At 42.1% G+C, this 14416-nt stretch carries 17 protein-coding genes; 8 read left to right on the top strand and 9 right to left on the bottom strand.

Annotation, left to right across the window (positions count from 1 at the left end):
• Window positions 1-48: 48 nt before the first annotated feature.
• From HYN43_RS17355 to HYN43_RS17320, 9 genes are all read right to left on the bottom strand, one after another.
• Window positions 49-498 carry a MarR family winged helix-turn-helix transcriptional regulator gene (locus HYN43_RS17355; protein WP_119410552.1) on the bottom strand — a complete coding sequence of 150 codons (450 nt, stop codon included), beginning with the start codon at window positions 496-498 and terminating at the stop codon, window positions 49-51.
• Window positions 499-555: 57 nt separating this feature from the next.
• Entirely contained in the window at window positions 556-732 is a 177-nt protein-coding gene (locus tag HYN43_RS30445) for a C1orf53 family protein (protein WP_162996533.1), read from the bottom strand.
• Entirely contained in the window at window positions 732-1670 is a 939-nt protein-coding gene (locus tag HYN43_RS17350) for an MBL fold metallo-hydrolase (protein WP_119410551.1), read from the bottom strand. The genes HYN43_RS30445 and HYN43_RS17350 overlap by 1 nt, the downstream gene beginning before the upstream one ends.
• Window positions 1670-2266, bottom strand: coding sequence for a dephospho-CoA kinase (gene coaE / locus HYN43_RS17345; protein ID WP_119410550.1), 597 nt, complete (start codon window positions 2264-2266; stop codon window positions 1670-1672). Before coaE ends, HYN43_RS17350 begins: the two co-directional genes overlap by 1 nt.
• On the bottom strand, window positions 2266-3210 hold the full coding sequence (locus tag HYN43_RS17340) for a CdaR family protein (protein WP_119410549.1): 945 nt from the start codon (window positions 3208-3210) through the stop codon (window positions 2266-2268). Before HYN43_RS17340 ends, coaE begins: the two co-directional genes overlap by 1 nt.
• A 272-nt stretch (window positions 3211-3482) precedes the next feature.
• Window positions 3483-3806, bottom strand: a complete 324-nt coding sequence (yajC, locus tag HYN43_RS17335) for a preprotein translocase subunit YajC (protein WP_119410548.1) — start codon at window positions 3804-3806, stop codon at window positions 3483-3485.
• 12 nt (window positions 3807-3818) lie between these two features.
• Window positions 3819-4241 carry a DUF1573 domain-containing protein gene (locus HYN43_RS17330; RefSeq protein WP_119410547.1) on the bottom strand — a complete coding sequence of 141 codons (423 nt, stop codon included), beginning with the start codon at window positions 4239-4241 and terminating at the stop codon, window positions 3819-3821.
• 9 nt (window positions 4242-4250) lie between these two features.
• Complete coding sequence (locus HYN43_RS17325) at window positions 4251-5198, bottom strand: transcription antitermination protein NusB (RefSeq protein WP_119410546.1); 948 nt, start codon at window positions 5196-5198, stop codon at window positions 4251-4253.
• A gap of 61 nt (window positions 5199-5259) precedes the next feature.
• Entirely contained in the window at window positions 5260-6345 is a 1086-nt protein-coding gene (locus HYN43_RS17320; protein ID WP_119411265.1) for a Glu/Leu/Phe/Val family dehydrogenase, read from the bottom strand.
• A 205-nt stretch (window positions 6346-6550) separates the two neighbouring features.
• Here HYN43_RS17320 and HYN43_RS17315 point away from each other — a divergent pair, with 205 nt between their 5' ends.
• The 8 genes from HYN43_RS17315 (at window position 6551) to HYN43_RS17280 (ending at window position 14352) form a co-directional block, all read left to right on the top strand.
• The gene (locus tag HYN43_RS17315; protein ID WP_119410545.1) at window positions 6551-6832 is read left to right on the top strand and encodes a hypothetical protein; all 282 of its coding nucleotides are present in this window, start codon (window positions 6551-6553) and stop codon (window positions 6830-6832) included.
• Between the two features lie 406 nt (window positions 6833-7238).
• Window positions 7239-9365, top strand: coding sequence for an AAA family ATPase (locus HYN43_RS17310; protein ID WP_119410544.1), 2127 nt, complete (start codon window positions 7239-7241; stop codon window positions 9363-9365).
• Window positions 9365-10267, top strand: coding sequence for a DUF3226 domain-containing protein (locus tag HYN43_RS17305; RefSeq protein WP_119410543.1), 903 nt, complete (start codon window positions 9365-9367; stop codon window positions 10265-10267). Before HYN43_RS17310 ends, HYN43_RS17305 begins: the two co-directional genes overlap by 1 nt.
• A gap of 171 nt (window positions 10268-10438) precedes the next feature.
• Complete coding sequence (gene parS, locus HYN43_RS17300; protein WP_119410542.1) at window positions 10439-10918, top strand: type II RES/Xre toxin-antitoxin system antitoxin; 480 nt, start codon at window positions 10439-10441, stop codon at window positions 10916-10918.
• Window positions 10915-11373: an RES family NAD+ phosphorylase gene (locus tag HYN43_RS17295; RefSeq protein ID WP_119410541.1), complete on the top strand. Its 459-nt coding sequence runs from the start codon at window positions 10915-10917 to the stop codon at window positions 11371-11373. The genes parS and HYN43_RS17295 overlap by 4 nt, the downstream gene beginning before the upstream one ends.
• A gap of 34 nt (window positions 11374-11407) precedes the next feature.
• A complete protein-coding gene (locus HYN43_RS17290; RefSeq protein ID WP_119410540.1) occupies window positions 11408-11716 on the top strand; it encodes a hypothetical protein in 309 nt (102 codons plus the stop codon).
• A 382-nt stretch (window positions 11717-12098) separates the two neighbouring features.
• On the top strand, window positions 12099-13886 hold the full coding sequence (locus tag HYN43_RS17285; protein WP_119410539.1) for an ABC transporter ATP-binding protein: 1788 nt from the start codon (window positions 12099-12101) through the stop codon (window positions 13884-13886).
• A 133-nt stretch (window positions 13887-14019) separates the two neighbouring features.
• Window positions 14020-14352, top strand: coding sequence for a DUF3276 family protein (locus HYN43_RS17280; RefSeq protein WP_119410538.1), 333 nt, complete (start codon window positions 14020-14022; stop codon window positions 14350-14352).
• Window positions 14353-14416 lie beyond the last annotated feature (64 nt).

Genomic DNA, 14416 nt, shown 5'->3' with positions numbered 1-14416 from the left:
CCTTTTCCCTTTCACCCCAAAAAGCCTTCCCCTTTCGCCTCAAAAAGCCTATCCCCGCAATTTGTCCAATAAATCGCTTAGGGTGGCGGCTTCGTCTTCGGTAAGGTTTTGGCTTAGTACCTCTTTGGTTTTAAACTCACTGTCCATTTTTGAAAGCGTGGCCAGGCCTTCTTCGCTGATGCGGATATCTACCGCGCGGCGGTCCTTATTATTAGTGCAGCGCGATACCAGGCCTTTCTGAACCAGGCGATCAACAATGCGTGAAGCATCCGACATTTTATCAATCATCCTTTCCTTCAGCAAATTGATGGTGGCCGGTTTGGGGTATTGGCCGCGCAAAATACGCAGGATATTGAATTGTTGTTGGGTTATATTGTGTTTTTCAAAATGGCAACGAAAATAGTTAGCCAGCCAACCTTGCGTGTAGGCCACGTTAATGGCTACTTTGTGGTAGTTGTCTTCAAAATTGGTACTTTGTATTTCGTCTTCTATCCGCATAGTAGTAGTAATGAATGGGATACAAATATGTTTAATTATTTTTAATTTAACATTGATTTATTTATCGCCGTCGTCCGCCTCTGCGGCGGCGTCGGTTAATTTAGGCTTGCCGTAATCCCATGGGCAATGCAGGCATTTGTTTTTGCAGCAGTAGCCACGTTTTAAGTGATACTCTTTGGTAAACACAAAATTGCCGTCCTCGTTAATATAATAATCAATGCCTTCCTGCAGCATCAGTTCAGTATTTTTACAAAGATATCATCTTTTAGGTAAGCCTGCAGGTGATTACCCTTACCGTGAAGTGTCCAAACCTGTTTGGGTTTGGTGTTGGTAATGGTTTGCAGGATATCGTTCCAATCCACATGGTCGGATATAAACAAGGTATCCTGGTTGTTTACCTGTAAGTTTTTCCATCCCGAGGCAAACAGGCGTTTTACACCGGTGGCCCTGATGTAGCTATCAAAAGTAAACGGCGGCACAATGTACACAAACTCATCCTGCACCTTCATCAGTTTACGTCCGTAGATCTGATATCTACCCGGCGAGAAGCCCATCTTTTCATAAATAGCATTAATGGGCATTATTTTATGATGCACCAAAATCTTTTTCTGCGGGGCATGTTCGGTTATCAGGTTAATCAACCTTTGACTTTTACCCAGCGCGTATGCACCCAATAAAATATTGGTTTTGATGTTGTTGATCTTGCTGATCTCGGCAACCGGATCGGGGTGGATCACCGCCGGGTCGGCAAAGGTACTCTCGGTGATCAGTACATCGGTGGTAACCCATTCAATGGGTTCGCAGGTGGCGTCGGGCTGCAGTTTGTAATCGCCGGTGTAGAGGTAGCGGGTGCCCTGGTATTCCATCAGGATCTGCGCCGAACCAAGCATATGGCCGGCGGGTATCAAGGTAATGGTTACGCCGCCAATTACAAAAGGTTTGTTAAATTCAGCTATATTAAAAACCTTAGCTGCTGTACGGTCATACCTTAGCTGCATAATGCTGGCCGTTGCTCGGGTACAGTAAACGTTGGTGTTGCCGCTCACGGCATGATCGGCATGGGCGTGGGATATGATGGCCGTTTTGGCGGGCTGTTGCGGGTCGAGGTGGAAATCGCCGTATTTGCAGTACAGCCCTTTCTCATCAAAGGAAACAAAATCGTCGAGTATCATTAATTGCGGGCGAGTGACAGGTAAAGCTCATGTAAACGCAGTATTTGCGGTATTACCAGTTGTTTACCATCATTTATAATTACATCATTGGCCAGTTTCAGTTTTTCTTCCTGCGGCATCTGGCGGGCCTCGCGGCTTTCAACATCGGCGCGGGTTAAATGATCGCGTGCTATTACCCGGTTAATGCGGGTTTCGAGCGGGGCGGTGATCATAATGGCCCTGTCGCACATTTTGTACGATCCGCTTTCGAACAAAATAGCTGCCTCACGAATTACGTAGGGGGCCTCATGGTGCTGCGCATCAAAGCGCGCAAAAGCCCTGAACACGGCGGGATGTACCAACGCGTTTAGCTTTTCAAGCTCGGCTTTGTTGTTGAAAACAATGTTGGAGATATATTTGCGATTGAGGTTGCCATCATCAAAATAAGCTTCGCTGCCAAAGGCCTGTTTAATGCCTGCAATCAGTACTTCATCGGTAACCATCACCTTTTTGGCTTCGTCATCTGCATAAAAAACCGGGATGCCCAGCAGTTCAAATACTTTGGCTATGGTTGTTTTGCCGCTGCCTATATTGCCTGTTAAACCTACTTTAAGCATTATTTTTTGATGATAAAATCGATATTGGCCGGCTCAATTTTTACCACCTTGCAAAAAGGCGGAATCCGGATCAGTTTTACCGGCAGGGTGCTGTAGCCCTTGTAGCGCCACAAATCCAAATCGGCAATGGCTTCAAATAAATCTTCGTTCATATCCGGGTACCGGCTTAGCGAAGTGGTGAACGTTACCTTTATTTTTTGGGGGAATACCTTTACATCGGTATAGTTGTTATTGATCAGTTTTACCGGAATCTCGAGTGTTTTTTCGGTAAATTCATCAACGGGGATTATCACCTGTACCGATTTGGGATAAATATTCAGGTTGCCTTCGCTGCTGGGCTGCAGGTTTACCCTTGCGTTAACAGTTTCATTGATACCCGATAGCTTGAGTGAATCGGTTTTCCAGGAGGTGATCTCCTTCAACCTTTCAACCGGACCGCTCACGGTAATGTAAGCCGGTTTAATAGTGATATTGCCCGATACCGCAAACTGCTTCTGATAACTAACCCCCGATAGTAACTGCACCGGCACCTTTTTTACCAGCCTGTTGCTGAAATCGAAATACAGCGTATCCGGATCGATGGCGATAACCTGGCTGATGCCTTCCTTCCCCGCGTCAATTTGCTTTAGCTGGCTGCTTAAAACCACATAGTTGCGGTTCTCCAGCGTCCGCAAATCAACCGTGAGCGGTTTGCTATCGCCATTCATTTTTGAAAACAGCATTTGCCAGCCGGTACCCCTGATGGTAACATTAACCGTATCGGGCTGCAACGAGTGAAAGGCGCGTTTTTGAGGCGCATTTTTAAACAGCAAAACCTCGCGTATGGTATAGGGAATAGGATCAGACAGGGTAGTAAAAATCCAGGCAACAACAGCCAGGGCCAAACAGGTAAAAAATACCGAAAGCCGCCTGCGTTCTGTTGCCGATAATTTTACTATTGCCATGTTTTTAAGCTGAAAGCTTAATGCTAAAAGCTGAAAGCTAAAAAATGTTTTGACATTGATTAACCTCCAGCTTTTGCTGTGTTTTTATTAAATATTCGCTTTAAGCTTTCAGCCTTCCGCTTTCAGCTCAAAATCCAGCTTTTGCTGTGTTTTTATTAAATATCTGCTTTAAGCCTTAAGCCTTCCGCTTTCAGCTCAAAATCCAGCTTCTGCTGTTTTTTATATTAAATATTCGCTTTAGGCTTTCAGCCTTCCGCTTTTAGCTCAAAAAATTAAGCTTTTTTCTCAACCACCGGTGTATTCAGCGCTTTTGATGCCTCGAGCGAAATGGCTGATTTATCGAAGCGGATTTTGCCGTTATCAACCTCAACCAAAAAAGTATTATCGTTAACATCAATAATACGGCCGTGAATACCTGCGTTGGTAATTACCCTATCGCCTTTTTTAAGCTCTTCAACGTATTTTTTCTGGTCTTTTTGTTTTTTAACCTGCGGGCGGATCATGAAAAAGTAAAACACCACGATAATCAGTACCATGGGTACCAACTGGCCATATTGACCTAAACCGCCGGCCTGTAATAAAATAGTAGCTATCATTGTTTAAATTAATTATTTCTTCTTTAAAACCTCGCCAATCAGGTGTACCATTGTTTCGGCAGGGATAGTGTTGGCAGTAACTGTAATTTGTTTATCCTGCAAACCACTTTTGCCGGCACTGTTAAAAGTAACGCTGATTACGCCGCTTTCGCCGGGTTTAACAGGGGCTTTAGGCCAGGTAGGTGTGGTGCAGCCGCAGGTAGCACGGGCATTGGTAATAATTAACGGCGATTTACCGGTATTGGTAAACTTAAAATCATAATGTACGCTATCGCCTTCGGTAATTTTGCCAAAATCGTGGCTTTCCTTTTCAAATTTGGCTACCGGGGCGTTTGCCGTTTTTGCGCTGCTATCGGCTTTGCTGCCGCTTCCTGCACCGTTGCAGGCTGATAATAACAAGCCTGCTGCTACTAAACTTAAAAACAGTTTTTTCATTTTTTGAGATTATTCTATAAGGCCACGGCCAATTTTTTTGATCTTGTTTTCGGCTTTCAGCTCAATCAAAATCTTGTCCAATATACCGTTTATAAATGAATTACTTTTAGGTGTGCTAAACTCTTTCGAAATCTCGAGGTATTCGTTTATCGTAACCTTAACCGGTATCGAGTTAAAGTTAATAAACTCGGTAATAGCCATTTTCATCAGCAGGGTATCCATCATGGCAATACGCTCGGGCTCCCAATTTTGGGTTTTGGCGGCGATGAGTTCCTGGTATGCGCCATCATACCTTACGCTTTGCTGAAACAGGTTTACTACAAACTCGCGGTCTTCAACCCAGTTACCGGTAATTTCGGCCAGCTGGTTAAGCTTGTAGTCATCGTGCGAGAAGTTTTTGAATGTTTTGGCGATGAGTGCCTGTAAAACATCCTTATCAACCGGCCAAAAAATAAACATATCCTCAAAAACCTGTTCGGCCAGTGATGATTTCAGGATCACTTTTTTGAAAATGAATTTGATGATATCCTTGTCGGTTTGCAGGGTATCGCCGGTTTTAGCCAGGTATTCGGCATACTCGGGCGAGTTGCGGAGACTGATGAAAAGAGTTTTGGCCAGTTCGGGCTCAAAATTCCAATCCACTTTGTACTTTTTCTTAGCCTGGATGTACTCTTTGTTGTCGTTAAGACTCAGGATAAACCTGTTGGTCAGGATCTTGAGGTTAGCATTCAGGTCATCGGCGGTGGGCAGGTGTTTGTTGGCACGTTCCTGCGCGTCGTTTTCTGAAAAACTTACCACTTCGCCAATAAGCGAGAGCATCCAGATATACATTTCATAAACCTGGTCGATGCTGTGGAGCATGTTTTTTTCGAAAAGTTTAACATCTTTCGTATCCGATTGATGATACGCGTACAGTGCCTGTAATACTTTTACCCGGAGGTGCCTTCTGTTTAACATTTTTGTAAGAACGATTTGGTTGCCTTTGATGGCAAACGGTGATATAACTAATTAATTGTATTTAATACGATGATTTTACTTTACGGATGTCTTCAATGCGTTTTTCGGCAATTTTATTGGCCGCGTTAATGGTTGAAATGTTTTCGGCTTTCGAAAGTTTTAATACGTTGCGCGTGGCCTCGTAAATGTTTTCGGTAAGCTGTAAAGTGCGCTTTTTATTAAAATTCATCAACTCAGAATAACCGGTGATGATACCGCCCGCGTTAATTACGTAATCGGGCGCAAACAGGATACCCTTATCAACCAGCATTTGCCCGTGAACTTTTTCATCAAGCAACTGGTTATTGGCCGAACCGGCTATAATGCCGCATTTTAATTTGGCAATGGTTTGCGTATTCACGGTGCCGCCCATAGCGCAGGGGGCATAAATATCGGCATCGATATCAAAAATGCTATTGTTTGATACCGGCTGGGCACCATATTTTTTCGAGATCTGGATCACGCGTTCCTCGTTAATATCGCTGGCGTAAACTTTCACGTTTTCATCGCGCAGTAAACGCACCAGGTTTTCGCCCACATGGCCAATGCCCTGTACTATGACCGATTTACCGGTGAGGCTGTCGCTGCCATACATTTCGCGGGTACAGGCTTTAATGCCCATCAGTACACCGAGGGCTGTAATGGGCGAAGGGTCGCCGCTACCGCCAATATTTTCGGGTGCGCCGGTAACATGGCTGGTTTCCATTTTAATGTACTCCATGTCGCGCGGGTTGGTGCCCACGTCTTCGGCCGCAATAAACTCGCCGTTCAGGTTTTTTACAAAGCGGCCATACTTGCGTAATAAAGCCTCGGTTTTATCCTGGCGCGAATCGCCGATGATTACCGAGTAGCCGCCGCCAAGGTTTAAACCGGCTATGGCTGCCTTGTAGGTCATGCTTTTGGCCAAACGCAATACATCGTCTAAAGCTTCACCTTCGGTACGGTAAGCCCACATGCGCACGCCGCCAAAGGCAGGGCCAAGGGTAGTATCATGAATAGCTATGATAGCTTTGAGGTTGGTATCCGGGTCGGAGCAAAAAACAACCTTTTTATGCCCAAAGGCATTAAGCTCATTAAATATGGATTCCGGTAGATGTTGCTCGGGCATTTGTTTCGGCAAAATAATATTGTTTTTAAGGCCGCACAAAAGTAGGGGTTTTTTTAGTTACGGCAAAGTAAAGATACGGGTGAATGATGAATAGGTATGATTTTTAGTGTGCGTTTATAATTTCGGTTGGTTATTTTTAGGATGATATTGATAATATATTGTTTTAAAGCTAACCGAATGCCATATATTCGGTTATAAAATACCGATGAAAACCTATATCATAAAAAATACCGGCGGAATTAGCTTAAGCGAATTTTACGACTGCCTTAACAAAGGCGGCAAAATAGTGATTTATGGCTATTGCATATCCTTAATAGCGCTCACCTACCGGTTAATATCGCCACCGCACCTTATTCGCCCCGGCGAATCGCAATCAAAATTTAAAAGACATTACAATACACTTTCGCTGATTTTTGGCTGGTGGGGCTTTCCATGGGGACCGATTTACAGCATTGATATGATTAAAGTTAATGCGAAGAACGGGTGAGGGGTGGATGTCACCAAAGAGGTGGTGCTTAAGGTTGCGGAGAGATATGAGGGGAGTGATTATGATGAAGTGCTGGCTGAGGGGATTGTTGTTGAGTATGGTGATGGGGAGCTTAGGAGGTAGAAGAGGTGGGAAATAAAACTCTCAGAGGTCAAATTTGTCGAATGTATCTTTTATTTACATGGTAAAGCCGGATTTGTATATTTATTACTTTAGATACGCGATAGGCATGGCGCGCGACAGCAGAAGGAAATAAGGCAGGCGTGTAAATGCGTTCATTTAAGACGATTAATAATTCGGGTGGCGTTTCGTACATTTACGTTATTGTATAGAGCCGTTATCAAAATTAATTGTTAATAGATTAACCTTATAATGGGCGGAGACCTCTATATATTAACAAAACATAATGGAAAGCAAAAGGATAATAAGACACATAGATCGGCTTTTACTTGATCCTAACAACTATAGGTTTATAGATAGACCGGAGTATAAACATGTTCCAGATAGCGAACTGGGAGATTCTCGCGTGCAATTACGCACCTTGAATTTTCTCCTTGGCAAAAACAATGATAATATAAGTGATTTGCTTAGCAGCTTCAAAACAAATGGTTTTCTTGATATAGACCAAATTCAGGTGAAACCTGTTGGCGATAACTATTTGGTTCTTGAAGGTAATAGAAGAACAGCTACTCTGAAATATCTTTACGAAGAATTTAAGAAAGGAAATGATGTTGGCAAGCTTGCTGAAAGTGACTTCAAGAGTGTTAATCTCGTAAATATAGAAAATGAAGATCCTGTACAACATCTGGTCACGATGGGGCTACATCATATTAGCGGGAAGAAGCGATGGAGCGCCGTAAACGAAGCGCAACTTATCGATGACCTTTTACATATTCATCAACGATCTGAAAATGATATCTGTGAGTCTTTGGGAATTAAGAAACACGCGTTAAGGCGCAGTATGCGTTCGCTTGGCCTGATTCAACAATACAAACAAAGTGATTACGGAGATCAATTTCAATCAGACATGTATTCTATTTTTGAAGCTGTGGTAGGTAACTCCACTATGAAGCGGTGGGTAGATTGGAACGACAATCAGTATGCCGCTTTAAACGAACGTAATATTGATCGTTTTTTTTCATGGATTTCTGAAACCGAAGATAACGAATGGAACGACGAAGGTAGAGAACGACCTATGAAAAGGGAGCCTATCATTACTCAGTACAGGCAGGTTAAAGAAGTTGCATCATTTATTTTTGATGAAAAAGCTTTAACCAGAATGGAGGATAGCCGAAGCATAAACGAGGGCTATATTTTTAGCGATGCTGTGGGGGAAGTTAAATTAAGGGATTCTATCGATAATTTAAAAAGCTTTACCCAGGTTGCTTATAATTTCAAAGATCTTATTAATGAGGTTGATGTTGATGAATTAGCTAAGATACGGACAAAGATTGACGAGATTATCCCCGTCGCGAAAGACCTTATTAGTTTAAATGAAAAAAGGGCTGCAATTTATTTCGCAGAAATTGGTAGGCAGTTTACAGAAATCAATATCAATTCGTATAGAAAGCTTCATAATATTAAAATAAGTAATATTAAGCAGGTAAATATTTTTGCAGGCGGTAATAATAAGGGTAAAACCTCTGTTTTAGAAGCTATTTATTTGCTTTCTCAGCTAAATGATATAACATCCTTTTTAGAATTAGAAAAATTTAGAGGTAAATTTCTGTCAGAATTTCATTCCAAATGGATAGAAAAGAACTTCGTTAACGAAATCGGAATCGCAGGCACTTTCAATGGTATAAATACTAATATCCAAATCCGAAAAGAAACTACCGAGGAAAATATTGAAAGGACAGGTTATTTAAATACACTGGTTTCGGACTCCGAAGTAGAAAATCAGTATTTATCAAGTTATATTCATTTATTTTCAAACAAAGAGCCCCAATTACATTATAGTAAGACTAACATTTTGTGCACTGCAGCTTTTACAAGCCCATATCGTTATAACGAAGTATTGCTGCACTCTGCACACAAGACGGCGATTGAGAATAAATATTTCGATAAGGTTATCGGATTTATAAATGAATATTTAGATCCGGATATTCAGAAAATTGATCTGGTTAATGACGATGGAGAAAATAGATTCAGAGTTACATCCTGGCGACATGATAAAGCTGTCGATCTTACAACTTATGGGGAAGGGTTGCAACGAGTTTTTGAAATCGCTTTGTTATTAGGTTATTGTCGCGATGGGATACTGTGCATTGACGAAATTGATTCAGCCTTGCATAAAAGCTTATTGGTTAACTTTACTGAGTTTTTACAACGGACAGCAGCTGAATTTAATGTTCAAGTTTTCATTTCCACCCACAGTAAAGAATGCATTGACGCTTTTGTTGAAAATGAATATCCGGATAATGATTTGACGGCGTACTCTTTGACCGAAGAAGATGGACATATTGTCTGTCGCTTCCTTGCTGGTACTAAATTAAAGCAATTGGTTGAATCAATTAATCTGGATATTAGATAATGGCAAATCAAATTATTACGGTGCTTTGTGAAGGCCCACATGATGTAGCCTTTATTTGTCGCATTCTGAAATCAATCGGTTATAAGAGTAATGAAGGGGTGAAAATCGGAGATTACCCAAGGCCATTTGACGCGTTGTTAAAGCGAGAAGCAACCAAGACGGATATTGAGCAATTAAATCTTACAGAACTTAGACGCAATTTACTACCGTCAAATGTTTTATTACGAGGCGAGAATCATGTATTCCTATATTCATTAGGTGGTGATGGAAAGGCAGATACAAGGCAAAGAATATTAATTGAGTTAAGAAGTTTGATTGTAGAAGAGGGTGAAATAATTGCAGATAGAAATAACAATGCGGTTTTGTCTTTGCTCTACTTCTTTGATTCCGATAATCACGGAGTTATGACCAGATTATCGCATATTAATGCTGAAATAAAGGCTGCATTACCAGAAGAAATAACCGCCGATTTATTCACAAAGAATGGTGACAAAACTAACGTGTCAAAACTAAAGCTCGGAGCATTTATATTTACAGGAGAAGATAATAACACGGGAAAATTAGAAGATATATTAGTCCCTTTAATGCGTCTCGGCAATGAACGTTTATTTGAAGCGGCGAATGTTTATCTTAGCGAGCATCATGAAGAAAATCGTTTGTTTCCATTGAAATTAAATGTTGGTGACAACGGAATTACTGAAAGTAGAAGCGTAAGGCAAAAGGAAAAAGGGAAATTTGATGATAAGAAATCGTTAATAGGAACTGTAGGGCAGTTGCAGCTATCTGGAAAATCCAATGTAGTTTGTATTAGTGATAGCGATTATTTGTCGCTCGATAAGATGTTAGAAAACGACAAATGCATAAAAATAATGCAGTTTTTTGAATTATTTGCTGGAGCTTAACCGTAATCCAAATTTTTTTGAGTCGGCTGCTCTCCTGCTACCGCAAGCGTCCTTTTATGGTCACTATGCCAAGTTATGCGGACGGGATAGCTTGTATAGACCTGAATGCAGGCCACAAGCGAGGAAATTCTTTATTTTTAAATCAGGACATTTGTCCTTATATTAGTGGACATGAAGTCTGTGTTTCATTCCCGAAAATTGAATATAGCCGATCTTGCTGTTAAGAAGCCGGCTGAAGAAAGTATTATTCCATTCTTCTTTTCGGGAAGTGAAGTCGTTTCCGGAGATGGTGATATAATCGACCATATCCGAGACGGACTCCCCAAACAAGCTATCGATAATGTTTTAGAAAAAACGGGCGTTTCCAAAACTCAACTTTCCAATATCCTCCATATCAGCACCCGTCAGCTTAACCGTTACGAAAAGGACGACAGGCTATCGCCCGAGCAATCAAACTTTCTTTATGAGTTTACCCGTATCTACGTTAGGGCATTGGATATTTTGGGAGATGCGGAAACTGTTACTAAATGGCTGATGCGCCCAAATATGGCCCTCGGAGATAAGCAACCCATTGATTTGCTGGATACAGGCGAGGGTTTAAGAATGGTTGACGACCTGCTTGCGCAAATTGAATACGGCTTTTATTCATGATCCTGTACCGAATTACGAGAGAAAAGTACGCGCAAGATCTTTCGGGCAGGGGAGGATTGTTATCGGCTGCGCGGTGGCATGATCATGTTCCGGTTATTTATTCGTCTGTCAATTCATCAACAGCAATTCTTGAAGTTTTGGTGCACCTGCAGCCCGAAGAAATTCATAATGATTTAATGATTATGAGTATTGTTGTGCCCGATGATGTAATCAGTGAAGAACTGGCGATTGCCGAATTACCCGCCGGATGGAACAATTATCCCGCCCCGGCAATTTTAAAACAAATTGGTAATGCCTGGCTGGCTTCAAAAAGCGCATTGCTGCTTTATATTCCAAGTGTGATTGATCCGTTGGCAAAGAATGTGCTGATAAATCCGTTGCATTCCGATGCTACCCAACTAAAGATAGGAGAATTGCAACCTTTTACTTTTGATAAGCGGTTGATAAAAAGATAGTTGTTTTTATCTTTAGATAACAAAAACCTGCATTATGAAAGTAATCCGCGTACAATACACCACCACCGCCCAATACGCCCCCATCAACCAGCAAAACATTGCCGGCATAGTAGCCGAACTAAAAACCCTAAACCACCCCGGCATAAAATACGGCGCCTGGCTGCTGCCCGACGGTAAAACCTTTATGCACTTTGACCAATGCGAAAGCGAAGAAGCTCATAACGTACTTACCAGTCTCCAATCGTTCAAGAAATTTGCCGATGAGCTTCATGCCAGCGGCCTGGAAGTTGAGCCCGAACTGGAACTGCTGTCGTTAGTGGCATCAACCGAAACGTATTATTAAACGGGCTTTTGGAGTATTTAGTGACAGAATGATGTCAGTGTTCCACTTTTAAAAAACGGGTGTTCCACTTTTTGTTTTTGAAAAATGTAAATACTTGATTATCAGATGCAAGGTGTTCCAATTTGCAAAAGAGACCTTTTTGTTGAATTATAAGTACTTGATTACCAGGTGTTCCATTTTGTGAAAAAGTATAAAGTGTTCCACCTTTAAAATTGGAACACCGGTAAGTTACGCTGATTAAACCCCAGCCGCAACATTGTAACATTCTTACATCCTCCCGACTTTTCCCCGCAACCACTCTGCCCAATTTTTAATACTTTTGATTATCCATGTCAGGTCTTTCCGACTTCCGGACTTACCCGACTTTCGGACTAAAACATACATGAAAGACCTCGCGTACCTCAATAAATTCTTTTACAAATACCGTTGGCGGTTAATACCCGGCGTACTGTTTGTAATTATCTCCAACGTGTTTGGCGTACTGCCCGCACAGGTTATCCGTGTTGCGTTCGATCTGGTTACCGAAAATATTGGCGCTTACCAGCTTTTTGCCGGCTTTAACAGGCAAAGCTTTATTTATGATATTTTTGGCACCAGTTTGTTTTTGTTTGGCACGCTGGTATTGGTGTTGGCCCTGCTGCGGGGGCTGTTCCTGTTTTTTATGCGGCAAACTATCATCCTGATGTCGCGCCATATTGAGTACGATCAAAAAAACGAAATATACAGTCACTACCAGAAACTATCGCTCGCCTTTTACCGCCGCCATAACACCGGCGATTTAATGAACCGTGTAACTGAGGATGTAAGCCGTGTGCGTATGTACCTTGGGCCGGGTATTATGTACTCCATCAATACCGTGGTACTGTTTATTATGGTTATATATGCCATGCTTACGGTTAATGTGCAGCTGGCCATATTTTCGGTGTTACCATTGCCCATCCTTGCCGGGGTTATCTACTACGTAAACAGCATCATTAACCACCGCAGCGAACAGATCCAGGAGCGGCTTTCGGGCTTATCCAGCTTTGTACAGGAAAACTTTTCGGGCATCAGGGTTATCAAATCATACGTACGCGAAGCTTATGTACGTCAAAATTTCGCCAAAGAGAGCGAAGATTATAAAGTGCATTCGATGGCATTGGCTAAGGTGCAGGCTTTGTTTTTTCCAACCATGTTGTTTTTGGTGGGGTTGGCCAATGTGATCACCGTTTATGTGGGTGGGGTAGAGGTTATAAAAGGTAATATCACCGCCGGTAATATTGCCGAGTTTATTGTTTACCTTAATATGCTCTCGTTCCCGGTTATTTCACTGGGCTGGGTAACTTCGCTGGTGCAGCGGGCGGCGGCATCGCAAAAACGCATTAATGAGTTTTTGCATACCGAGCCTGAAATTATCTCGCCCGCGGGCGAAAAACACCAGTTAAGCGGCCATATCCGGTTCGAGCATGTTTCATTCACTTATCCCGATACAGGTATTGAAGCCCTAAAAGATGTTTCCTTTACCGTGGAACCTGGGCAGATGCTGGCTATTATAGGGCGTACAGGTTCGGGCAAATCAACCATTGCCAACCTGGTAATGCGGATGTATGACACCACTGGTGGACAAGTGCTGATAGATTACCGCCCTGTAAATACGCTTCCGCTCGAAAACTACCGCTCGCAGATAGGCTTTGTGCCGCAGGAGGTTTTCCTGTTTTCGGATACCATAGCCAATAACATAGCTTTTAGCGCCGATATGCTGGATATGCCGGTTGTGGAGCAGGCCGCTAAAGATGCAGCGGTGTATAATAATATCATCGAACTGGAACAGGGCTTTACCACCCTGATTGGTGAGCGTGGTGTAACCTTATCGGGTGGGCAAAAGCAGCGTGTATCTATAGCCAGGGCAATATTTAAACATCCTCAGATCTTGATTTTTGATGATTGCCTGTCGGCAGTTGATACCCGTACCGAGGAAGAGATTTTGAGCAATCTTGGCCGCGTGATGCAGGGTAAAACAAGTATTATTATAGCCCACCGCATCTCCACCATAAAAAATGCCGATAAAATATTGGTAATGGATAACGGCCAAATAGTTGAGCAGGGCAATCACGACTACCTGATGCAGCTTAAAGGCACCTATTTTGAGCTTTACGAAAAGCAACTACTGGAAGAGGAACAAGATGCCTGAGGCATATTATGCCCACCTATACAAAAAAATGACACTTTTGTTTCAAAAACCTTAATAAAAACGAATAAAATACTTGCACTTTGAAAATTTATTTATATTTATGCCAACCAAAACTAATTACAGGTAAATATATATGGGAGATTTTGACAATAGAGAGCGTGAAGAGGTTTATTCGAAGAAAGTGAGGGCTGGGAAGCGGACTTATTTTTTTGATGTAAAAGCAACCCGTTCAAACGATTACTATGTTACTATTACAGAGAGCAAAAAGCGTTTGGAAGACGGTGTGTTTGTAAAACATAAGATCTTTTTATACAAAGAAGATTTCGAAAAATTTGCCGAAGGTTTAAAAGATACTATCGACTATATCAAATCGAACCAGGAAGTAGTTGAAAAACGCTACGAATACAACGAAAATCCTGAAATTGCCCGTGCATCGGCCGATGAAGATTTCTCGTTCGAGATCTAACAAAAACAAACAAAACCAAACTAAAATACAAAGCCCCGTTATCGAAAGATAGCGGGGCTTTTTT

The sequence above is a fragment of the Mucilaginibacter celer genome, assembly GCF_003576455.2.
Lineage (GTDB): Bacteria > Bacteroidota > Bacteroidia > Sphingobacteriales > Sphingobacteriaceae > Mucilaginibacter > Mucilaginibacter celer.
The sequence above is the reverse complement of the archived record's forward strand: the minus strand, read 5'-3'. Positions and strand labels throughout refer to the sequence as shown.

Coding starts and splice junctions, on each gene's coding strand:
- HYN43_RS17355 (WP_119410552.1), bottom strand. CDS start 498: ATGCGGATAGAAGACGAAATACAAAGTACCAATTTTGAAGACAACTAC.
- HYN43_RS30445 (WP_162996533.1), bottom strand. CDS start 732: ATGCTGCAGGAAGGCATTGATTATTATATTAACGAGGACGGCAATTTT.
- HYN43_RS17350 (WP_119410551.1), bottom strand. CDS start 1,670: ATGATACTCGACGATTTTGTTTCCTTTGATGAGAAAGGGCTGTACTGC.
- coaE (WP_119410550.1), bottom strand. CDS start 2,266: ATGCTTAAAGTAGGTTTAACAGGCAATATAGGCAGCGGCAAAACAACC.
- HYN43_RS17340 (WP_119410549.1), bottom strand. CDS start 3,210: ATGGCAATAGTAAAATTATCGGCAACAGAACGCAGGCGGCTTTCGGTA.
- yajC (WP_119410548.1), bottom strand. CDS start 3,806: ATGATAGCTACTATTTTATTACAGGCCGGCGGTTTAGGTCAATATGGC.
- HYN43_RS17330 (WP_119410547.1), bottom strand. CDS start 4,241: ATGAAAAAACTGTTTTTAAGTTTAGTAGCAGCAGGCTTGTTATTATCA.
- HYN43_RS17325 (WP_119410546.1), bottom strand. CDS start 5,198: ATGTTAAACAGAAGGCACCTCCGGGTAAAAGTATTACAGGCACTGTAC.
- HYN43_RS17320 (WP_119411265.1), bottom strand. CDS start 6,345: ATGCCCGAGCAACATCTACCGGAATCCATATTTAATGAGCTTAATGCC.
- HYN43_RS17315 (WP_119410545.1), top strand. CDS start 6,551: ATGAAAACCTATATCATAAAAAATACCGGCGGAATTAGCTTAAGCGAA.
- HYN43_RS17310 (WP_119410544.1), top strand. CDS start 7,239: ATGGAAAGCAAAAGGATAATAAGACACATAGATCGGCTTTTACTTGAT.
- HYN43_RS17305 (WP_119410543.1), top strand. CDS start 9,365: ATGGCAAATCAAATTATTACGGTGCTTTGTGAAGGCCCACATGATGTA.
- parS (WP_119410542.1), top strand. CDS start 10,439: ATGAAGTCTGTGTTTCATTCCCGAAAATTGAATATAGCCGATCTTGCT.
- HYN43_RS17295 (WP_119410541.1), top strand. CDS start 10,915: ATGATCCTGTACCGAATTACGAGAGAAAAGTACGCGCAAGATCTTTCG.
- HYN43_RS17290 (WP_119410540.1), top strand. CDS start 11,408: ATGAAAGTAATCCGCGTACAATACACCACCACCGCCCAATACGCCCCC.
- HYN43_RS17285 (WP_119410539.1), top strand. CDS start 12,099: ATGAAAGACCTCGCGTACCTCAATAAATTCTTTTACAAATACCGTTGG.
- HYN43_RS17280 (WP_119410538.1), top strand. CDS start 14,020: ATGGGAGATTTTGACAATAGAGAGCGTGAAGAGGTTTATTCGAAGAAA.